Raw genomic sequence first — 19,936 nt, 5'->3', positions numbered from 1 at the left:
CGGTGCCGGCTTAATGGCACGCCGACGATTTGCAGCTGTCGATAACGGGCACTCGTCAGTGTCGAGGTCGGCTGCGGAAACGGCCTGATCGCGTTCGTATCGAGCCTGCCCGTCACGAGTGACTTTCTGAAGTGGCAGGCGCGAACACCTGATTCACTATGTTCGAACATCAGCTCGCACACCGCAGGTATCGCGGATCGTGCCGGCACCGTCTTGACGTATGCGGATGGCGGAGGGGATGGGTCTCAAATCCAACCTTCTCTGCTTTTTCTATTTGAGATCGGGGACAGGAAACTCGTATTCTAGAGCCACGGCTTTCGAGACACCGGTGGCCGCCTTCATCATCGAGAACGCCTATCTAAACGGTGAAACGATTCGCATCGACGGCGAGTTGCGGATGCGCTGAACCCCCTTGCCCCGCCCCGTCGCGCCCTACCCGCGCAGAAGGAGACCCGATGCCAGACGCCCCCACCGCCGGACGGATTGACTGCCTGATCGTCGGGGGCGGCCCGGCCGGCCTGACCGCGGCCATCTATCTGGGCCGCTTCCACCGCAAGGTGGTGCTGGTCGACAAGGGCGAGGGGCGGCTGAAGATGGTCCCGCGGTCGCACAACCACGCGGGCTATCCGCAGGGCGTGGTCGGCGCCGACCTGCTGGAGAACATGGCCGACCAGGCGCGACGCTACGGGGCCGATCTGCGCCGAGGGGAAGTCACCGGGCTGCGGCGCGACGGCCGGCTCTTCACCGCCCAGACCGACGCAGGCCCGATCACCGCCCGCACCGTCCTGCTGGCGACCGGGGTGGTCAACCACCGCCCGCCGGTCCCCGAGGACGTGCACGCCGACGCCGTCGACCGCGGCCTGCTGCGCTATTGCCCGATCTGCGACGCGTTCGAACAGACCGGCAAGCGCATCGGCGTGCTGGGCGGCGACCGACACGCCCTGGCCGAGGCGCTGTTCCTGCGCACCTACAGCCCGGACATCGTGATGATCTCGCTGACCGGCGAGGGGCTGGACCCCGACGCCCAGGCGCAGTCCGACGCGGCCGGGATCAGCGTCGTCGCGGCACCCGTCTCGGGGTTCGACTTCTCGGGCGACCGGGTGGTGCTGACGCTGGCCGACGGGCAGACCGAGGTGATGGACACGCTGTATGCCGCGCTGGGATCGCACACCCGCAACGACCTGGGGCGGATGCTGGGGACCGATCTGGTCGGCGGCCAGTGCTATGCGACCGATCCCCACCAGCGCGCCAGCCTGGACGGGGTCTATGCCGCCGGCGACGCGGTCGATGGGCTGGACCAGATCGGCACGGCGATGGGCACCGGCTCGCGCGCCGCGGTGGCGATCCACAACGATCTGCGCGACCAGGACGGGCAGACGCTCGACTAGGGCCTGTTAGCGCCTGCACCTGACTCTATGTCGGTGGCTTTTCCGCCAAGGGAAAGCTGAGATGCTGAGCGACGAACAGTGGGCTGAACTGGAACCGTTGATCGAGGCGTGCCGCCCGCACGCGAAGGTGCCGAGCCCGCACCTGCGACGAACCATCGAGGCAATCCTCTGGCGTCATCAGAACGGGGCGAAGTGGAAGTCACTGCCGGCGGAGTTCGGGCCTTGGTGGATGGCGGCTCAGACCTTCATCCGGTGGGCACGGCTCGGGGTTTGGGAGATGCTGCTGGCGTTGGTTCAGGAGCGTGGCGTCCGGCTCGGCATGGTGTTCCTGGATGGAACCAACATCCGGGCGCACCAGAAGGCAGCGGGTGCCAGCCGAAAGGGGGATCTGCGAAAGAGCGAGACGGCCGTGAAGCGCTTGGCCGATCTCGTGGCGGCTATGGCACCAAGGCCTGCGTGATGGCCGACGGCGCGGGCCGCGCGATGGCCTTCCGTCTGGCGCCTGGACAAGCCCACGAACTGCCGCACGCCGTTCCGCTGCTGGACAACCTGCCCGGCGTTCCGAAGTGGGTCGTGGCCGATCGCGGCTATACCAGTCATGCCTTCCGCCAGCACGTCTGGGACATGGGAGCCCGACCTGCGATCCCGCCGCTTCGCCACGAAGCGCCCGTCGCCTGCCCGGACTGGATCTACAACAACCGAAACCGGGTCGAGCGTTTGTGGGCTCGATTGAAGGAGTGGCGCGCCGTCGCCACCCGCTACGAGAAGACTGCCGTCAGTTTCCTCGGCGTCCTCTGTCTCGCCGCAGCCCTCGATTGGATCAGACGCTAACAGACCCTAGTCGACGGCGGTTCAGTCGACGGCGGCGGGCGCGCCTCCCGCGCGGCGCGGGTCGCCTCCGTTTAGAGCGTTATTCGGCCATTCTGGCCCAGTCATTCTGAAAACCGCCGTGAATCGATCCCAGGATAGCCCTACGGGAAGGAACCTCTCAGGTAGCAGAAGGTTCAGGAAACTGAGATCATTTGGAAGGGCGATGTCCTCCGCCGTTGCGATGGAGCGGATCATCACAAAGCTCTCGATTTGATTCCGCGTTGAGAAGAGCTGCGAAAGGAAAAGATCCGTGAAAGCTGTCGTGTACAACGGGCCCAAAGATGTTTCTGTCAATACCATCGATGATCCCAAGATCGAAAAGCAGACCGATGTTATCATCCGGCTGACCACGACCAATATCTGCGGGTCGGACCTTCACATGTATGAGGGCCGTACCAGCTTTGAAAAGGGCAAGGTCTTCGGTCACGAAAACCTTGGCGAGGTCATCGAGGTCGGCTCTGCGGTAGATCGTATCAAGAAGGGCGATCGCGTGTGCATGCAACGTCGGTTGCGGTTTCTGCGAAAATTGCGAACGCGGTTTGACGGGGTTTTGCCTCACGACCAACCCTGGAACCGCCGGCGCAGCGTATGGCTTTGCCGAGATGGGGCCGTGGCAAGGTGGTCAGGCCGAGTTGATGCGCGTTCCTTATGCGGACTTCAATTGTCTGAAGCTGCCTGAGGACGCTGAGGAGAAGGAGGACGACTATGTCATGCTCTCCGACATCTTCCCCACCGGTTGGCATGGCGTCGAACTGTCGGGTTTCCTGCCTGGCGAAAGCATCGCGATCTACGGCGCCGGTCCGGTCGGTTTGATGGCCGCGCACTCAGCCGAAATCCGCGGTGCCTCTCAGATCTTTGTGGTCGATTCTCACGATGACCGCCTGAAACTGGCCGAGGCGATGGGCGCTATTCCGATCGACATGCGCAAGGGCGATCCCGCCCAGCAGATCCTTGACGCGACCGGCGGCCTCGGGACCGACCGGGGGGTCGAGGCGGTCGGGTATCAGTGTTGCGATCGCCACGGCAAGGAGCGCAGCAATTACACGATGAACTGCCTCGTCAAAAGCACGAAGGCCACCGGCGGAATCGGCGTCGTCGGCGTGTTCATTCCGGAAGACCCGAACGCGCCCGACGATCTCCAGAAGGAAGGCAAGATGGCGTTCGACTTCGGCAACTTCTGGTTCAAGGGCCAGAAGATCGGTACCGGCCAGTGCAATGTAAAGCACTACAACCGGCGACTGATGAAGCTTATCGAGCAAGGCCGGGCCAATCCTGCCCAAATCATCTCGCACCGACTGCCGCTTGATCAAGCACCAGACGCCTACAAGCATTTCGACGAGCGCGATGCTGGCTGGACGAAGGTCGTGCTCAAGCCGGGCACCTGACTTTAGTCTTCGACGGAATAGGAAATAAATTATGACTTTGGAAGGCAAATCAGTTGCCATTCTGATCGCACCCCGAGGGACGGAAGAACCAGAATTCTCGAAGCCCAAGCAAGCTGTCGAGGACGCTGGTGGCAAAGTGACCGTGGTCAGTTTTGAACCGGGCAAGGCTCGCACAGTCAATAGCGATCTTGACGAGGGCGCCAGCTATACTATCGACAAGACGTTTTCCGAGGTGAAAGCCGACGATTTCGACGGACTTGTTGTGCCCGGCGGGACTGTCGGTGCCGACAAGCTGCGCGGCAGCGTCGAGGCAATTGGTTTCATCCGGGCTTTCTTCGATCAGAAAAAACCTGTTGCGGCTATATGCCATGCACCCTGGACATTGATCGAGGCAGGCGTGCTTAAGGGTCGCACCTTGACGTCCTACCCGACGCTGAAGGTCGATATCGAGAACGCCGGCGGTGCATGGACCAATGAGGAAGTCGTGGTCGACAACGGCCTTGTTACCAGCCGCGATCCCAATGATTTGCCCGCCTTCTGTGCCAAACTCGTTGAGGAAATCGCAGAAGGTGTGGGCGCAGCGCTGGAAGCAGGGAATTAGCGCGGGGCGTTTCGACGAAACCATGTGAGAGCCCTCTCCCTGGAGAAGGTCCGCACAAAGCAAGCGTGGCGGATGGCCAGCGATTGGCCGTCCGCGACGCCGCGTATCACGCGAGCACGGCGCATCTGACGGACACTCAAACCCTAAGCCGCGTCAACCGCGGTGACACATCGCAAGCTCCCGCTTCCAGATTCGACCCATTCCAACGTGTGGTCGAGATGCACCTGATCGAACGTGCGTTCGGCCAGATTTACGACCTACAGCGCCGCCTTGAGATAGCGGGCGGTGAGACTGCCTTCCGCTTCCGCAACGACGCCAGGGACGCCGCTGGCAACGATACGGCCCCCATCTTCCCCGGCCCCCGGTCCCAGGTCGATGATCCAGTCCGTCTGCGTGATGGCGCGCATGTCATGTTCGACGACTATGACGGTATTGCCGGCGTCTACGAGGCCCTGCAGGTGTTGCATCAGCCGGTCGCCATCGGAGGGGTGAAGCCCCGAAGTTGGCTCGTCGAGGATGTAGATCGTGTTGCCGCGTTGAGCGCGTTGCAGTTCAGTCGCCAGCTTGATGCGCTGCGCCTCCCCGCCAGACAGCTCGGTCGCCGGCTGACCGAGCCGCAGATAGCCAAGACCGATCTCCCGCAACACGTCGAGTGAGCGCATCACAGATGCCTCGCCAGCGAAGAAATCGCACGCATCGTCGACCGTCAGTTCGAGCACCTGGGCGATATTGCGCCCGTTCCATTCGACTTCGAGCGTTTGCGGGTTGTAGCGAGAGCCATGACAGGTCGAGCACGGGGCAAAAACGCTCGGCAGGAACAGCAGCTCCACCATGACGTATCCCTCGCCCTCGCACACTGGGCAGCGGCCTTGCGCGACGTTGAACGAGAACCTTCCCGGGCTGTAGTGCCGCCGGCGGGCGAGCGGCGTATCAGCGAAGATCCGTCGCACATGGTCGAACATGCCGCTGTAGGTGGATAGGTTCGAGCGCGGCGTGCGGCCGATCGGTTTCTGATCGACCCGCACCAGCCTGCGAACATGCTCCATGCCTGCGACAATACGCCCTTCAGTGTCGTTCTGCGCAACATCGAGCAGCGGATCGATATCCTCCTCGGCCACGGGGGACCCGCCGAGGTGTCCCGTGACGAGCTCGGGCAGCGCCTGACTGACAAGACTGGATTTGCCCGATCCCGAAACGCCGGTGACAGCGGTGAAGCAGCCGATGGGAAACTCGACGTCGAGACCATGGAGATTGTTCCGCCTGATCCCTTCCAGGCGTAGCCATCCCTTGGGATCGCGCGGTGTGCGCTCACTGCGGAGCGGCTCTGCGAACAGGTAGCGGCGGGTGATCGAAGTCTCGACGTCGGCAAGCCCCTCTATCGGCCCGCTGTAGAGGACTTCACCGCCCTTTTCCCCGGCTCCTGGCCCGACATCGACGAGCCATTCCGCGCGGCGGATCACGTCGAGATCATGTTCGACGACGAACAGGGAGTTGCCCGCCGCCTTGAGACGCTCGAGGATGGTGAGCAAGGCTTCGCCATCTGCCGGGTGCAACCCTGCCGAGGGCTCGTCAAGCACATAGACCACGCCGAAAAGCTGTGACGACAATTGCGTGGCAAGCCGCAAGCGCTGCAGTTCTCCGGAGGAGAGCGTCGGCGTGCTGCGGTCCAGCGGAATATAGCCAAGGCCAAGATCGATCAACGGGTCCAGCCTCTCGATCAATTCGCAGGCAAGGCGTTGGGCGGCGATCCGCTTCTCGTCGGAGAGATTGGGCGTGCGGCGTACGTCGGGCGCGCTCTTGTGCGCCGAACCTCCTGCCGCGACCCTCCGTTCGACCGCCGCATCGCGGGCCGCCTTGCCGAGGACATGGCCCTTCGGGGCCGCGGCGCCCCCATATTCGCCATGCGCGACCGGCGTGAGCAAGTCCCGGAGTTTCAACATCGTCAGATCGCCGAACTCGGCGATGTCGAGGCCCGCGAACTTCACGGACAGGGCTTCGCGCTTCAGGCGCTTGCCGTCGCAGGTCGGGCAATCGCGTCCGATGATGTATTGCGAGACGCGCTTCTTCATCAGCGCGCTTTTCGTGTTAGCAAAGGTTTCCAGCACATAGCGGCGCGCGCCGGTGAAGGTGCCCTGATAGCTCGGTTCCATGCGGCGCTTCAGCGCCACGCGGGTCTGTTCGGGCGTCAGGCCCGCATAGACCGGCACCGTCGGCGTCTCTTCAGTGAAGAGAATCCAGTCGCGATCCTTCTTCGGCAGATCGCGCCACGGCGTATCGACGTCATAGCCGAGCGACACGAGGATATCGCGCAGGTTCTGGCCATGCCATGCCGCCGGCCAAGCGGCGACTGCGCGTTCCCGGATCGTCAGCGTGTCGTCGGGCACCATCGTTTCTTCGGTCGCGTCATAGACGCGCCCGATGCCGTGGCAGGTCGCGCAGGCCCCCGCGACCGTGTTGGGGGAGAAATCCTCCGCATAGAGCATGGGTTGATGGCGCGGATATTCGCCGACGCGCGAATAGAGCATCCGCACCAGGCTGGAGAGCGTCGTTACGCTGCCGACCGAGGATCGCGCGTTGGCCGAGCCGCGCTGCTGCTGCAACGCGACCGCAGGCGGCAAACCGTCGATCGCGTCGACTTCCGGCACGCCGGCCTGGTCGATCAGGCGACGGGCATAGGGCGCAACCGATTCCAGATAACGCCGCTGGGCTTCGGCATAAAGGGTGCCGAACGCGAGCGATGACTTGCCCGAGCCCGATATGCCGGTGAACACCACGAAGGCGTCGCGCGGTACATCGACGTCAATATTTTTGAGGTTATTCTGGCGCGCGCCACGAACCTGCACGCAAGCGGGCGGCCCCGCATGCCCATGATCGGTGGCCGGCGTCGTCGCGTGAATGTCCTTGCTCTTCAATTCAGTCTTCCTGCCCTATACGCCCGTGCGGTCTGTGGTTCATCACAGTCGGGTAACAGATGAATGCATTTCCGACTCAATACATCCAACGGCCAGGCTGGCCCGATGTTCGGCACCTTTGAAATATTTCTCCAGCATTGGACAAAGGTTCCGACAAAACCATTTTTCCCGTTGGGTCGCGCGACGAGGCCACACGCACTCCGCTGGTAAGCGCCTGGGCTAGGCGGCCTGGTCCGTGCCGCTATCGGCATGTAACGACCGCAATTCGGCGCTTGTTACCGCATCGCGACGCGTTGCCCATTTGCCAGGGCGCGCTTCATCATGGCCGGGGGCCCGGCCATGATGACGGCCGAGTTGTCGATCCGAGCGCCTCGCGCCGCTTCGGATCGGCGGGTCAGTAGTGAATGACCGTGCGGATCGACTTGCCTTCGTGCATCAGTTCGAAGGCCTCGTTGATCTCCTCCAAACCCATCGTGTGGGTTACGAATGGGGCCAGATCGATATCGCCTCTCATCGCATCCTCGACCATGCCGGGGAGCTGTGTCCGTCCCTTGACGCCACCGAAAGCGGACCCCTTCCATACGCGGCCCGTGACGAGCTGGAATGGGCGGGTGGAGATTTCCTCGCCCGCGCCGGCAACGCCAATCACGATCGACTGACCCCAGCCACGGTGCGCTGATTCAAGCGCGGCGCGCATGACGTGGACGTTGCCGATGCACTCGAAGGTATGATCGATGCCCCAGCCCGTCATCTCGATCAGCACTTGCTGGATAGGCTTGTCATGGTCCTTGGGGTTGATGCACTCGGTCGCACCGAACTGGCGTGCCAGCTCGAACTTGGATGGATTGGTGTCGATGGCGATGATGCGACCCGCCTTCGCCTGGCGCGCACCCTGAATCGCCGCGAGGCCGATGCCGCCGAGGCCGAACACGGCGACCGAGTCTCCGGGCTGGACCTTGGCGGTATTGTGGACTGCGCCGATGCCGGTCGTGACGCCGCAGCCGAGCAGGCAGACATGTTCGGGGTTTGCCTCGGGATTGATCTTGGCGAGCGAGACTTCGGCGACGACAGTATATTCACTGAAGGTTGAACAGCCCATGTAATGATAGAGGGGCTGACCATTGTACGAAAAGCGGGTGGTCCCATCGGGCATCAAGCCCTTGCCCTGCGTTTCGCGGACAGCGACGCACAGGTTGGTCTTGCCCGACAGGCAGAAGTCGCACTTGCCGCATTCGGCGGTGTAGAGCGGAATCACGTGATCGCCCGGTCCGACGCTGGTGACGCCTTCACCGACCTCGACAACGATGCCCGCGCCCTCGTGGCCCAGAACCACCGGGAAAACACCCTCCGGATCACTCCCCGCCAGCGTGTACGCGTCGGTGTGGCACACACCGGTGTGCGTCACCCGTATGAGGACTTCGCCTTTCCGGGGTGGGGCGACATCGATCTCGACGATTTCGAGTGGCTTGCCCGCCTCGAAGGCTACAGCGGCGCGAGATTTCATGTTGGGATACCCTCGTTGAGTTAAACTGATTGCTGGTGCGAGGCCGTTGCGTCAGCGCAAATTCGTGGGGGAGCGATCGCTCACTCCCCCCGGTATGCCGGTCAGACCGTAACGACGACCTTGCCGATCTGGTCGTTCGATTCGAGGAAGCGGTGAGCGTCCTGGATGGCGTCGAGCGGGAAAGTGCGCGCGATCCGCGGCTTGAGCGCGCCCGATTCCAGACCCGCCACGATGAACGCCTTGGCGCGATCGAGGGCGGCATCGTCCGAGACGATCTCGCTGTAGAGATACCCCTTGAGCGTGAGGCTCTTGCCCAGCACGGAGAACAACGGGAACGGCGTCGGTTCGCCGCTGAGCGCGCCATATTCGAGCAGGATGCCGCCGCGTGCCATGCTCTCGGTCAGCGGCTCGAACGACGGGCCTCCGACCGGATCGAGCACCACGCGCGCACCCTGACCATCGGTTATCTCCATCACCCTCGCTACCAGATCCTCTTCCCCGGTCGCGACGACATGATGTGCACCGGCATCGATCAGGGCCTGGCGTTTGGCGCCGGTACGCGTCGTCGCGATTACCGTCGCGCCGACCATCCGCGCAATCTGGAAGGCAGCAAGGCCGACGCTGCTGGAGGCAGCAGTGACGATGACGAAATCGCCCTCGCCGAGTTTCGCCTGCTCCACCAACGCACCCCAGGCGGTGACATACTGCATCCACACGGCCGCCGCTTCCTCGAACGTCAGCGCCGCCGGATGCTTGACGACGAGGCGGGCGGGCACGTTGGCGACCTCGCCATAAGTGCCCCAGCGCGCGATATCGAGCGGGGGGATGACGCTGACGGCTTCGCCTTCCGCAAACCCGGTCACGTCCGCGCCGACCGTAACGACGGTGCCGGCGGCCTCATAGCCAAGGCGGCTCGGGAACTCGGCTTCCTGAAGATAGGCTTGGTTGCGGAACATCACCTCTGCGCGGTTTATGCCTATCGCCTTCACCGCGATCTGCACTTCATCGGCCGCGGGCGCGGGGACTGCCACATCTTCAATCCTGAGGACGCTGGCGTCGCCATATTCGTGGATACGGACGATGCGGCTCATTGGAGACTCCTTGATTATTGAACGATCGTTCTGTATCGGTGTGCACCACCAGCTTCAAGATATTATTTATCGATCGTTCCATATCGTGCGCCAGAGATGACAGAGACGAAAGCCCGTCGCCGCGCAGGTCGCCCTCGTGTGTTCGACACTGACGCTGCGCTCGACAAGGCGGTGCGGCTGTTCTGGCAGCGCGGCTACGAGGCGACATCGATGGCCGATCTGGTGGCGGAGACTGGCGTCGCCGCTGCCAGTCTCTATGCAGCGTTTGACAACAAGGCGGGGCTGTTTGCGGCGGTGATCGAGCGCTACGCCGCGACGTTCAGCGTCCACCTTTATGCACCCATCAACGATCCGGCGTTGTCTACCTACGAGGCCGTCAAAGGCCTGCTGGAACGAGCGGCGTCATCATTCTCGGAACCTGGAACGCCGGCCGGCTGCTTCATGTATTCGGCAGCGGTAGCCGTTTCGCCGGCGTCCGCCGCCATCGAATGCCTGCTGCGCGACAAGCGTATCGCGGCGGAGGCCCTCCTGATCGAGCGTCTGCAACGCGGCGCCGTGCAGGGCGAGCTTGCGGCCAACACCGATCCGGCCGTGCTAGGCAAATTCATCAATACGGTCATGGAAGGCATGTCCGTTCAGGCGCGCGACGGCGCTACGATCAACGAACTGCTCTCCATCGCCAAAATGGCACTCGATCGATGGCCGGCCGCGATATGATCGTTACATGGTGGTCATCTGCCAATCCGCCTCCCGCGACCGAACAGTCGAACTCATCTCATTGGACGAAAGCACATGAAACACGTGACATTGCTCGGCGGGGAAGTGGTTCCTTCAATGGGTCAAGGCACCTGGAAGATGGGCGAACGTGCCGAGCGGCGATCCGATGAGATCGCTGCGCTACGCGCCGGTGTCGAGTTGGGCATGACGCTTGTCGATACCGCTGAAATGTATGGCGATGGTGCGGCGGAAACGCTGATCTGCGAAGCGCTCGGCGACCGTCGCGACCAGTTATTCCTCGTCAGCAAGGCGTATCCACAGAACGCATCGCGCTCTCGCCTTGCCGGTGCGTGCGAGGCGAGCCTGAAGCGGCTCGGCACCGATCGGCTCGACCTCTACCTGCTCCACTGGCGTGGATCGGTGCCGCTCGCTGAGACGATAGAGGCAATGGAGGCGCTGAAATCGGCAGGAAAGATTCGGCATTGGGGTGTCAGCAACCTCGATACCGACGATATGGACGAGCTTGTCGCTGCCGGCGGGGATGGCTGCGTGACCGATCAGATTCTATACAATCTCGTCCGTCGAGGCCCTGAGTTGGACCTGTTGCCGTGGCTCGCACAGCACAAAGTGCCAGTGATGGCGTATAGTCCCGTCGAGCAGGGACGCCTCACAAGCCATCCCGCCCTCGACAAAGTAGCGGCCGAGGTTGGCGGAACCCCTGCGCAGGTCGCACTTGCCTGGACGTTGCGCCACGATGGCCTTATCGCCATCCCGAAAGCGAGTTCGATTGCACATGTGCGGGAGAACCGCGCTGCCGCAGATATCGTGCTCTCCGACGCCGACCTTGCGACACTCGATGCGGCATTTCCCCGGCCAGCGGGCCGTCGCCCACTCGAAATGCTGTAGCGTCAGATGGCGACATCCTCTCTCAAAGCAACCGAACGCAAATCGGATCGCCTCGAGGCGTTCATGGACGCGGTGCTGGCAATTGCCATCACCCTCCCGGTGACCGAACTACACGCACCAGAGCCGACTGACGGCGACCTGGCAGCGGCATACCTAAAGCTGGCACCGGAATATGCAGCCTACGCCCTTAGCGTGATCCTGATCGGTCTTTACTGGACCTCCAGCCACTTCACCGGCAAGCTTCTGCAAAAGACCGATCATGGCTACAATCTGCTCAGCATCGGCTTTCTTGCCGCTGTCAGCATCACGCCATTTCCTGCGCGGCCGCTCATCGAGCATCTCGGCGGTGACGCGGAAAGCAAGACCGCCGTTTTGGCTTATCTGGGCGTGGCAGCGGCGCCGGCGACGTGGTGGTTCGTGCGTTGGGTCTATGCAACCGGGAGGGGGCTTTCAGACCCGCGCCTGACGGACGCCTACCTCAGGCGAACAACCCTCAAATTCGCCGTCACCGCCGGGGCCTATTGGGCAGCCTTCGCTTTGGCTTTCTGGAATTGGCGTGCTGGACTGATCGTCGCGGGAATCGTGACGTTGAGCTATATCGTTCCGCCAGCAAAGCCCACCTACAAGCCAGGCCAGGAACCCGAGAATGGCTGAGACCGGCTATTGACCCGGCACGGCGGATGCTGACTTAGCCTAATCAGCCCAAGATTTTATCGATCGTGATCGGCAGGGACCGCACCCGCTTACCAGTCGCGTGAAAGATCGCATTGGCAATCGCAGCAGCGGTGCCGACGATGCCGATCTCGCCCAGGCCTTTCACTCCGAGCGGGGTCACTTCAGAATCGGGTTCATCGACGAAAATCACCTGGATATCGTGAATGTCGGCATGCACGGGCACATGGTATTCGCCGAAGTTGTGGTTCATCCAGCGACCCAGCCGGTGATCGGGGAAGGTCTCTTCGTGGAGCGCCATGCCCATGCCCATCACCACGCCGCCGAGGATCTGGCTGCGCGCGGTTTTCGGGTTGATGATGCGGCCAGCGGCGACCGCATCGACGATGCGGGTGACGCGCACCACACCCAGTTCCTCGTCCACCTTCACCTCTGCGAAGATCGCGCTGTGGGTGTTCTTTGACTTGTGCAGACCCTTCCACATGTCGCCGAAGCCGGGCGCCGCGGTCTCCTCTTCCTCGATCTCCGTCAGGTCCGCGGCGTGCATCGCGTCGCCGAACGGCACCCTCACGGTCGGCGTGTCCTTCAGCACGATGCAGCCGTCCTCAAACAGCACGTCATCCATCTTAGCGTCGCCCAGCGGTGCACCGGCGATCTTGCCGGCCGTCTTCAGGAGCTTCTTGCCGACCGCCTGGCATGCGAGCTGTACCGCCGCACCGGTCGATGCCGCCCCCCACGACCCGCCTTCGACCGGGGCGGTCGGCAGGTCTGAGTCGCCCAGCTTGGCGGTGATCTGCTCGGGCGGCAGGCCGAGCGTCTCTGCGGCGACCAAGGTCATCACCGTGTAGCTGCCGGTGCCGATGTCCGACGTCGCGCACGCTACTTCCAAATGTCCGTTGGCCGTGAGCTTCGCGCTCGCAGACGTCTTGGAGAATTGGGCGTCCCACATGCCGGTCGCGCAGCCCCAGCCGACCAGCTCCTTGCCATCGCGCATCGAGCGCGGCTCGGCTGAGCGCTCGCTCCATCCGAACGCCTCGGCCCCTTCGCGAAATGCCTCTCGCAACGCCTTGCTGGTGTAGGGCGTGCCATTCATCGCATCGATGGGTGAGTAGTTGACGAGCCGGAACTCGAGCGGATCGACCTTGGCGACATAGGCCATCTCGTCAATCGCGATCTCGAACAGCGTCATGCCGGTCGCCGCCCCCGGCGCGCGCATGTCCGCTGATGTCGGAGTATCGACCTGGGCGACGGTATATTCTGCGTCGGCATTCGGGCAGTCGTAGTTCATCAATCCCCACGTGACGACATTCTCCATATTGTCCTCGTAACGCGAGGTGGAGGTGGTCGCCGCGTTCCGGATCGCGGTGAGCTTGCCGGTCGTCTCCGCGCCCAAGGCAATACTTTGAACCGCCTGCGGGCGGTAGGCGTGGCTGAACATCTGCTGGCGTGTCATCGTCACCCGCACGGAGCGTTCAAGCATCTTTGCGGCGAGCACCGCGAGAAACACCTGATGCTGCGGTCGGAGTCCGGAGCCGAAGGCGCCACCGACATAGGGGTTGAGCACGCGTACCTTCTTTCTCGAAAAGCCGAAAACGCTGGCAAGGTAGGCATGCACCCCCTGCGAACCCTGGGTCTTATCCCAAACGGTGATGCTGCCGTCGCAGTGCCATTCGACGGTGGATGCGAACATCTCCATCGGATTGTGGTGCTCCGGCGCGAGCCGGTAGTCGCCGGACACCTTCAGCGGAGCGTCCGCGAACGCCTGCGCCGCGTCCCCGCGGTTTTTCGGCGCCATGTAGCCGCTGCGCTTTTTCTTCGGCACGTACTTATCGCCGACCGCAACCTCGAAGTCGGTATTGTGCGCCTCTGCCTCGTAGGCGACCTCGACCAGGCTGGCGGCAAAGCGCGCTGCCTCGAACGTCTCGGCCACCACCAGCGCGATCGGCTGCTGGCTGAACTGGATGCGATCATCGTAAAGCGGACGGAACGGCGAACCAGGGATTTTCAGCTCGTCCTTGTAGCTGTGGTCGGTCCAGGCGACGTGCGGCCGGTTGAGGTGGGTGATAACCTCGACAACGCCGGGCACGGCGCGCGCGGCTTCCTCATCGATACTGACGATCCGCCCTTTGGCGATCGCGGCCTCGACGATGTAGCCGTACAGCAGGTTCTCCACCGGATGCTCGGCGGCGTAGCGCGCCGTGCCGGTGACCTTCTCGACCCCGTCGACGCGGTTGATCGCGCTGCCGATACCGATTTTCGCTGCGGTAGCCATGATGTCTATTCCTTACGCGACGCGCTTGTCGGTCTGCGATTGCGGGGTGGCCTCAGCGGCCTGCTTCAGCGCACGGATGATCCCCTTGCGCGCGAGCAGGATCTTGAAGTCGTTCTCGCCCTGACCGACCGCCCCGGCGAGCAGGGCGTCCGCGAAGGCGCCGAACGCCTGCGGCGACGGCTGCTGGCCCTTCAGCAGCTTCTCGGCTTCCGTGCTGCGCCATGGCTTGTGCGCAACGCCGCCGAGCGCCACCCGCGCTTCAGCGATCGCGCCGTCTTCGACCCGCATCGCGACGGCTATCGACACCAGCGCGAAGGCATAGGACAGACGATCGCGCAGCTTCAGGTAGGTGTAGTTCTGGGTGAAATCCTCGGCCGGCAGGTCGATGCCCGTCACCAATTCGCCGGGCTTCAGCGTATTGTCGCGCCACGGCTCGTCGCCGGGTAGCCGATGATAATCGGCAATCGGGATTGAGCGGTCGCCGTCCGGGCCGGTCACCTGGACGGTTGCGTCGAGGACCGCCAGCGCCACGCACATGTCCGACGGGTGCGTGGCGATGCACTGGTCACTCGCGCCCAGGATGGCGTGGATGCGATTGACCCCGCCGATCGCGCCGCAGCCGGAGCCCGGCTCGCGCTTGTTACAGGGCGTGGCGACATCGTAGAAATAATAGCAGCGCGTGCGCTGGTTGAGGTTGCCGCCGTTGGTCGCGGCATTGCGCAGCTGGGGGCTGGCGCCGGCGAGGATTGCCGAGGACAGCAAGGGATAGCGTTGCTCGACCCGCGCGTCCCAGGCCGTATCGGCGTTCGGCAGGAGCGCCCCCAGCCGCAGTCCACCGCCGTCCAGCTCCTCGATCACGCCCAGCGGCAGGCGGTTGATGTCGATCACCGTCATCGGCCGATCGACGTTCTCCTTCATGAGATCGATCAAGTTCGTTCCACCTGCGAGATAGCGGACCTGCTCTCCGGCACCTGCCTGCACCGCTTCGGCGACGCTGGCAGGACGGGCATAGTCGAAGCGGTTCATGCCTTTTCTCCGATCACGTCGAGCACCGCATCGACGATGTTCGAATAGGCGCCGCACCGGCACAGATTGCCGCTCATCAGCTCGCGGACCTCGTCGCGTGTCCTAGCCTTGCCTTCGTTGATGAGGCCCTGCGCCGAGCAGATCTGGCCAGGGGTGCAATAGCCGCACTGGAACGCGTCGTGGTCGCAGAAGGCGGATTGCAGCGGATGGAGGTCGCCCGGCTGGCCAAGCCCCTCGATCGTCGTGATGTTCGCCCCGTCCAGCGTCACCGCCAGCTTGAGGCACGAGTTGATGCGGCGCCCGTCGACCAGCACGGTGCATGCGCCGCACTGACCGTGGTCGCAGCCCTTCTTGGTGCCGATCAGGTCTTCGCCTTCTCGCAGCAGGTCGAGCAACGTCGTCCAGGGCTCGATCGCGCGGGTGCGAGTCTCGCCGTTGATCGTCAGCGTGGTCGGCACCGTGCCGATCGGCACGGCGGCGTATGTGGCGGAGTTGACGGCTGTCGGCATGATCGGCGCCTTCTTGCTTCGGGTCAGGCCGGAATGGCGGTGATGTCGGCGGTGTTTTCCTCGGCAACCCCGTTCTCGCGGTGGCGAAAGGCAGACAGCGCACGATACACCTGCAGCCGCGCCCGCATCACCGACCCGAGCGGTCGGTGCGCGGCCAGGCTGTGGGCCGGGCGGAACGTCATCACCTCCTCGAAATAGCGGACGCGCGCCGGGCTGTACGCCTCCTGCGCAGGGATGCGGACCGTGGCGACGGTGCGGTACTGGCTGTCCTGTGACGGCCACTCGACCGAGGCGTCCTCGATCGGCTGCGTCTCCGCGTTCGCCCAGAGCTGCACCTTCAGCTCGAACACCGCCTCATGGTCGCGGAAGTAATCGGTCGCGGCATGGCGGAAGCCGTCCTCGTCTTCATGCGGATCGAGCTGCCACTCGCCGAGCGCGTCCTGCGCCTGCGACGCTGGCACGGCACCGAGCTTCGCGACATAGTCGCCATAACGCACCGGTGCCTGACTGAAATAGTCGTCGCCGATCGGGTGGCTAAACGGGTGGCCGAAGAAGTCCGCCTTGGCATAAGCAGTGTTGAACAGGCCCAGCACCTTGTTGAAGTTGCGCGCCATCGAAGACACCGCGCTCTTGACGCCCTCGGGCATGGGCGTGGCCGCGCCGATCGTCTTCGCATCGCTCAGGAAGCCGCTCGCCGTGCCCGACGGAAAGGTGCGTCCCGTGGCAAGCACGAAATCCTGGGTTGGTGCATCGTGCCCGGGCAGCTTCTCGCCTTCGACCCCGAACACCTTGATCGCCATGCCGCGGTGTGTCGACACGCGATCGCCCAGCGTCTCGCCTGGGCCCTGCGCGAAGCGGATCGCGACGTCGTAGCTGCCCGGCTCGGCGAACAGCCCCTGCGCCAGCTCCGGCGGAAGGTCGTCGGCAATCGTCAGCGTGCCGACAACGCAGGCCGTGCTCTTGGCATGGCTGGCGCGCACGGCATGCTGCTCACGCTTCTCGACCACCTCGCTCTGCTGGGTCATCCCCTGGATGATGCCGTCGATCGTCGCCTGCTCGTCTGGTTCGAGCGTCTCGATGTCGTCGCGGTACCGCAGGTAGGTCAACGCGAACCTCAACGGGTAGGAGCGAACGAGAACAGCTCGGTGCGGATCGACGGCGGGGCACCCGGCGTGAACCACTGCGTGTCCTGGATGTGGCTCGCGGTGACGTAGATCGTCCCGTCGGGACCTTCGGCGAACGTATCGGGCCAGCGCAGCCGTTTGTCGGTCAGGACAATCTCGGTGGACGTCCCGGCGAGCCGCCGGATCGAATAGTCGGTCGGCGAGGTGATGTAGAGGGTGCCCGCCTTGCTCATCCACAGGCCGTCGGCGACGGCAGTGGTAGCGACTGTCTTCACCGCGGCGGCGCGGTCGCGTTCGCTGACGTCGGGGCGCAGCTTGTCGGTGGCTATCGAATAGAGCGTCTTTCCCGTCAGCGCCTGCCAGTAGAGCGTCTTCCCGTCAATCGAGATCGCGATGCCGTCGGACGCGAACGCGGGCTGCCGCCCATCGGGGCGGACAAGCGGCTTGCCCTCGATCGCGACGGTGACGCTCTTGTCGATTTGGGTCGACGGATGGCCATCAAGCGCTCGGAAGCTCTTTCCGCCGTCCAAGTCGACGACGATAATTGCGCCGCGCGTGCCGCTGTCGGTGATGTAGCCGGTCCGGCCATCGGGTGAGAACCGGATATCGTTGAGGTAGGTGCCCTGCAACGCAACGTCGCCCGGCACCGCGATGACCTTGGTCACCTTGTTCGTCTTCAGGTCGATGCGGACGAGCTTCGGCGCGCCCTCCAGGATCTTCTCGTTGCCGGGCGCGCCGGGATCGAGCACCCACAAGTTGCCTTGGCCATCGGGAACGATCGACTGGACGCAGACGAAATACTCGCCGACCGGCATCTCGTTCGCCCTGGCGTTGCGCCAGCTGTTCCACTTGGCATCGGGATAGGGCCGGAGCGACCCATTCGGCATCACCTCCGCAACCGAGATCGGCGCGTCGTCGGTCCAGCGCGGGAAGTTGACGAAGCGGCGCCCGTCAGCCGAGACGGCGACGCCGGTAACCTGGTGGTCGAAGCGTGCCACCTGCGTTAGCGCGGCGCTGCGTCCCGTCTGGGCGTAAGCTGCTCCCGCCAGCGCTATCGTGAAGGCTCCTAGCCCGATCAGAACACCGCTTTTCCGCATCTGTCCGCTCCTGTTCACCGGACGCAACGCGCGACGGTTCACTCGTCAACGACCGTGGCCCATGCTTAGATCCAGGAAAACCAAATAAAATAAAACAGGTTAGACAGCGTCTCCACGACCGGGAGCCTCAGAAGCCCCGTGCCGTAGCTGAAGTCACAACCGAACGGTTTTGACCTTCAACAAACCACCGGGGCTGTTGAAAAAAGGCCGGGTGATCCGATCGCGTTCCTAACGGGTTCCCTGCTTCGACACATCGGGAGCAGCGGCCATGATGGGTGAGCAACAGCGAGGCGGCAAGGGCGCAAGCTGGCGGGCGCTGGGAGCGATGATCCCCGCCGATCATATCCTGCACAGGATAGACGGGCTGATCGACCTGGGTGAACTGCGCGATGCGCTCGCGCCGCACTACAGTTGCCGTGGGCGTCCCTCGATCGCGCCTGAATTGCTGGTCCGCATGGCGCTGATCGCTCGCCTCTATGGCATCACGTCGGAGCGCCGTCTGTGTGAGGAAGTCCGCTTCAACCTCGCCTATCGCTGGTTCTGCCGATTGCCGCTCAACGCGCCGGTGCCGCACCACTCGACGTTTAGCAAGAACCGGCATGGCCGCTTCCGCGATGCTAGCATCTTCCGCATCCTGTTCGAGCAGACGGTGCGGCGCTGCGCCGATGCGGGGCTGATCGCCCACAAGGATGCCGCAATCGATGCATCGTTCGTCGCGGCCGATGCAAGCTGGCAGCGCAAGATGCGGGACGCCGACATGGCCGCGCCCCGGCTTCCCCGCCCGGTTTGTGAATGGCTGGCGGATCAGGCCAATGCTCCACCGCAGGAACATGGCGTACCGCGTGGCAAACCGGCCGAGGTGTCACGCACCGATCCGGCGTCGGCATGGTCGGCGCGCACGGCGCGGGGCCGGTTCGGCTATGCCTTCAATGTCCTGATTGACACGCCGGGAGGGGTGGCGATCGACGTGGAGGCCAGTCCCGCCCGCTTCGCCGCGGAAGTCGATGCGGGGCGGACCATGCTGGCACGGGCCGACAATCGGTTCGGCTATCGGCCAAAGCGTGTCGCGGCCGACACCGCCTATGGCAGCGCTGCGTTCCTGGCGTTCGTCACCGATCGCGGCACCATCCCGCATATCCCGGTGCTGGAACGATCCGAACAGACCAAGGGCAAATTCCCCCGCGAAGCCTTCCGCTATGAGCGGGAGCAGGACCGCTATGTCTGCCCCGCTGGGAAGATACTGCCCTTTCGCGGTGCCGATCGTCGGGCGGGCTTTCTCCGATACAGCGCCAGTCCTGCCGATTGCCGCGCCTGTCACCTCAAACGGAAATGCACCGCAGGCAGCAACAGGTCGGTCACGCACAGCGAATATGAGGACGTGCGTGAGATGGTGCGCGGCGAGATGCAGACGCCGCTATTCAAGCGGTCGATGCGGCTGCGCCGGGGTGTCGAGCGGGTGTTCGCCGATGCCAAAGGCAAGCGAGGGCTGACCCGCCTGCACCTTCGCGGACTGCGCGGTGCCGAAGAAGAGTTTCTGTTGGGCGCGGCCATTGCCAATCTCGTGCTGTTAGCCCGCACCGACGCAAGACCGGCCCGGAACCGTCGCCCGCCCCCGGTGCCGGAACGCATCGAGCGCATGGCCCGGATCAGCCGTGGCCGGTTCGAGCAATCCTACTACGCGACGATCTTCTGACGCCGGTTAGCCGGGTTCGCGCTCGGCCGCAGGGAAGTGGCGATAGAGGGGGCACCTCAAGGTTCGTTCGCCAGACAACGCTAAGCCGGAGACGTCTCTGAAACTCTGCAATAACCTTTTTGCATGCCTGCCCCATTGCGCGGGTCTAGCCTGACCGATTGGGGGGTCA

Annotated in this window: 18 protein-coding genes; 10 read left to right on the top strand and 8 right to left on the bottom strand. The window is 63.7% G+C overall.

The features are described 5' to 3' along the window. Positions 1 to 238: 238 nt before the first annotated feature. The 6 genes from OLX23_RS23260 (at position 239) to OLX23_RS23235 (ending at position 4,244) form a co-directional block, all read left to right on the top strand. Positions 239 to 406, top strand: coding sequence for a hypothetical protein (locus tag OLX23_RS23260; RefSeq protein ID WP_264447663.1), 168 nt, complete (start codon positions 239 to 241; stop codon positions 404 to 406). Between the two features lie 49 nt (positions 407 to 455). Further along, positions 456 to 1,388 (top strand): NAD(P)/FAD-dependent oxidoreductase, encoded by a 933-nt coding sequence (locus OLX23_RS23255; RefSeq protein ID WP_086493970.1) that lies wholly within the window; start codon positions 456 to 458, stop codon positions 1,386 to 1,388. A 61-nt stretch (positions 1,389 to 1,449) separates the two neighbouring features. Beyond that, positions 1,450 to 2,219 (top strand): IS5 family transposase gene (locus OLX23_RS23250; protein WP_264447662.1). Its coding sequence is split into 2 segments (ribosomal slippage): positions 1,450 to 1,765 and positions 1,765 to 2,219, totalling 771 coding nucleotides; the frame shifts between segments, so codons are not numbered across the junction. A 289-nt stretch (positions 2,220 to 2,508) separates the two neighbouring features. Continuing rightward, positions 2,509 to 2,937: an alcohol dehydrogenase catalytic domain-containing protein gene (locus tag OLX23_RS23245; RefSeq protein ID WP_264447661.1), complete on the top strand. Its 429-nt coding sequence runs from the start codon at positions 2,509 to 2,511 to the stop codon at positions 2,935 to 2,937. After that, positions 2,894 to 3,643, top strand: a complete 750-nt coding sequence (locus OLX23_RS23240) for a zinc-binding dehydrogenase (RefSeq protein ID WP_264447660.1) — start codon at positions 2,894 to 2,896, stop codon at positions 3,641 to 3,643. The genes OLX23_RS23245 and OLX23_RS23240 overlap by 44 nt, the downstream gene beginning before the upstream one ends. Before the next feature lie 31 nt (positions 3,644 to 3,674). Then, positions 3,675 to 4,244, top strand: coding sequence for a type 1 glutamine amidotransferase domain-containing protein (locus OLX23_RS23235; RefSeq protein WP_264447658.1), 570 nt, complete (start codon positions 3,675 to 3,677; stop codon positions 4,242 to 4,244). 257 nt (positions 4,245 to 4,501) lie between these two features. Here OLX23_RS23235 and OLX23_RS25785 read toward each other — a convergent pair whose 3' ends face one another. The 3 genes from OLX23_RS25785 to OLX23_RS23215 form a co-directional block, all read right to left on the bottom strand. Continuing rightward, complete coding sequence (locus tag OLX23_RS25785; RefSeq protein ID WP_413629930.1) at positions 4,502 to 7,156, bottom strand: excinuclease ABC subunit A; 2,655 nt, start codon at positions 7,154 to 7,156, stop codon at positions 4,502 to 4,504. 394 nt (positions 7,157 to 7,550) lie between these two features. After that, entirely contained in the window at positions 7,551 to 8,660 is a 1,110-nt protein-coding gene (locus OLX23_RS23220; RefSeq protein WP_043061438.1) for an S-(hydroxymethyl)glutathione dehydrogenase/class III alcohol dehydrogenase, read from the bottom strand. A gap of 101 nt (positions 8,661 to 8,761) precedes the next feature. Then, positions 8,762 to 9,751, bottom strand: a complete 990-nt coding sequence (locus OLX23_RS23215; protein WP_264447655.1) for a zinc-dependent alcohol dehydrogenase family protein — start codon at positions 9,749 to 9,751, stop codon at positions 8,762 to 8,764. Between the two features lie 138 nt (positions 9,752 to 9,889). On the opposite strand from OLX23_RS23215, the gene OLX23_RS23210 reads away from it, so the two are divergent. The 3 genes from OLX23_RS23210 (at position 9,890) to OLX23_RS23200 (ending at position 12,028) form a co-directional block, all read left to right on the top strand. Then, positions 9,890 to 10,468: a TetR/AcrR family transcriptional regulator gene (locus OLX23_RS23210; RefSeq protein ID WP_264447654.1), complete on the top strand. Its 579-nt coding sequence runs from the start codon at positions 9,890 to 9,892 to the stop codon at positions 10,466 to 10,468. A gap of 75 nt (positions 10,469 to 10,543) precedes the next feature. After that, positions 10,544 to 11,374 (top strand): aldo/keto reductase, encoded by an 831-nt coding sequence (locus OLX23_RS23205; protein WP_264447653.1) that lies wholly within the window; start codon positions 10,544 to 10,546, stop codon positions 11,372 to 11,374. Between the two features lie 6 nt (positions 11,375 to 11,380). After that, the gene (locus tag OLX23_RS23200) at positions 11,381 to 12,028 is read left to right on the top strand and encodes a TMEM175 family protein (protein ID WP_264447651.1); all 648 of its coding nucleotides are present in this window, start codon (positions 11,381 to 11,383) and stop codon (positions 12,026 to 12,028) included. A gap of 43 nt (positions 12,029 to 12,071) precedes the next feature. Here OLX23_RS23200 and OLX23_RS23195 read toward each other — a convergent pair whose 3' ends face one another. Genes OLX23_RS23195 through OLX23_RS23175 form a run of 5 tightly spaced genes read right to left on the bottom strand, consistent with a single transcriptional unit; the run spans position 12,072 to position 18,074 of the window. Continuing rightward, positions 12,072 to 14,318 (bottom strand): xanthine dehydrogenase family protein molybdopterin-binding subunit, encoded by a 2,247-nt coding sequence (locus tag OLX23_RS23195; protein ID WP_264447649.1) that lies wholly within the window; start codon positions 14,316 to 14,318, stop codon positions 12,072 to 12,074. Positions 14,319 to 14,330: 12 nt separating this feature from the next. After that, on the bottom strand, positions 14,331 to 15,344 hold the full coding sequence (locus tag OLX23_RS23190) for an FAD binding domain-containing protein (RefSeq protein WP_264447647.1): 1,014 nt from the start codon (positions 15,342 to 15,344) through the stop codon (positions 14,331 to 14,333). Continuing rightward, a complete protein-coding gene (locus OLX23_RS23185) occupies positions 15,341 to 15,853 on the bottom strand; it encodes a (2Fe-2S)-binding protein (RefSeq protein WP_232474424.1) in 513 nt (170 codons plus the stop codon). The genes OLX23_RS23190 and OLX23_RS23185 overlap by 4 nt, the downstream gene beginning before the upstream one ends. Positions 15,854 to 15,876: 23 nt before the next feature. Then, the gene (locus tag OLX23_RS23180) at positions 15,877 to 17,034 is read right to left on the bottom strand and encodes a catalase family protein (RefSeq protein ID WP_264447644.1); all 1,158 of its coding nucleotides are present in this window, start codon (positions 17,032 to 17,034) and stop codon (positions 15,877 to 15,879) included. Next, positions 16,968 to 18,074: a major royal jelly family protein gene (locus OLX23_RS23175; RefSeq protein WP_264447642.1), complete on the bottom strand. Its 1,107-nt coding sequence runs from the start codon at positions 18,072 to 18,074 to the stop codon at positions 16,968 to 16,970. The genes OLX23_RS23180 and OLX23_RS23175 overlap by 67 nt, the downstream gene beginning before the upstream one ends. 268 nt (positions 18,075 to 18,342) lie before the next feature. Here OLX23_RS23175 and OLX23_RS23170 point away from each other — a divergent pair, with 268 nt between their 5' ends. Next, positions 18,343 to 19,767, top strand: coding sequence for a transposase (locus OLX23_RS23170; protein ID WP_216313314.1), 1,425 nt, complete (start codon positions 18,343 to 18,345; stop codon positions 19,765 to 19,767). Positions 19,768 to 19,936: the final 169 nt, after the last annotated feature.

Source organism: Novosphingobium sp. JCM 18896 (genome assembly GCF_025938095.1).
Lineage (GTDB): Bacteria > Pseudomonadota > Alphaproteobacteria > Sphingomonadales > Sphingomonadaceae > Novosphingobium.
The sequence above is the reverse complement of the archived record's forward strand: the minus strand, read 5'-3'. Positions and strand labels throughout refer to the sequence as shown.

What these genes read in the sequence shown, in the direction of transcription:
- OLX23_RS23175 (WP_264447642.1), bottom strand. Translation starts at nt 18,074, where the DNA reads ATGCGGAAAAGCGGTGTTCTGATCGGGCTAGGAGCCTTCACGATAGCG.
- OLX23_RS23195 (WP_264447649.1), bottom strand. Translation starts at nt 14,318, where the DNA reads ATGGCTACCGCAGCGAAAATCGGTATCGGCAGCGCGATCAACCGCGTC.
- OLX23_RS23190 (WP_264447647.1), bottom strand. Translation starts at nt 15,344, where the DNA reads ATGAACCGCTTCGACTATGCCCGTCCTGCCAGCGTCGCCGAAGCGGTG.
- OLX23_RS23170 (WP_216313314.1), top strand. Translation starts at nt 18,343, where the DNA reads ATGATGGGTGAGCAACAGCGAGGCGGCAAGGGCGCAAGCTGGCGGGCG.
- OLX23_RS23205 (WP_264447653.1), top strand. Translation starts at nt 10,544, where the DNA reads ATGAAACACGTGACATTGCTCGGCGGGGAAGTGGTTCCTTCAATGGGT.
- OLX23_RS23235 (WP_264447658.1), top strand. Translation starts at nt 3,675, where the DNA reads ATGACTTTGGAAGGCAAATCAGTTGCCATTCTGATCGCACCCCGAGGG.
- OLX23_RS23255 (WP_086493970.1), top strand. Translation starts at nt 456, where the DNA reads ATGCCAGACGCCCCCACCGCCGGACGGATTGACTGCCTGATCGTCGGG.
- OLX23_RS23200 (WP_264447651.1), top strand. Translation starts at nt 11,381, where the DNA reads ATGGCGACATCCTCTCTCAAAGCAACCGAACGCAAATCGGATCGCCTC.
- OLX23_RS23220 (WP_043061438.1), bottom strand. Translation starts at nt 8,660, where the DNA reads ATGAAATCTCGCGCCGCTGTAGCCTTCGAGGCGGGCAAGCCACTCGAA.
- OLX23_RS23215 (WP_264447655.1), bottom strand. Translation starts at nt 9,751, where the DNA reads ATGAGCCGCATCGTCCGTATCCACGAATATGGCGACGCCAGCGTCCTC.
- OLX23_RS23185 (WP_232474424.1), bottom strand. Translation starts at nt 15,853, where the DNA reads ATGCCGACAGCCGTCAACTCCGCCACATACGCCGCCGTGCCGATCGGC.
- OLX23_RS23240 (WP_264447660.1), top strand. Translation starts at nt 2,894, where the DNA reads ATGCGCGTTCCTTATGCGGACTTCAATTGTCTGAAGCTGCCTGAGGAC.
- OLX23_RS23260 (WP_264447663.1), top strand. Translation starts at nt 239, where the DNA reads ATGGGTCTCAAATCCAACCTTCTCTGCTTTTTCTATTTGAGATCGGGG.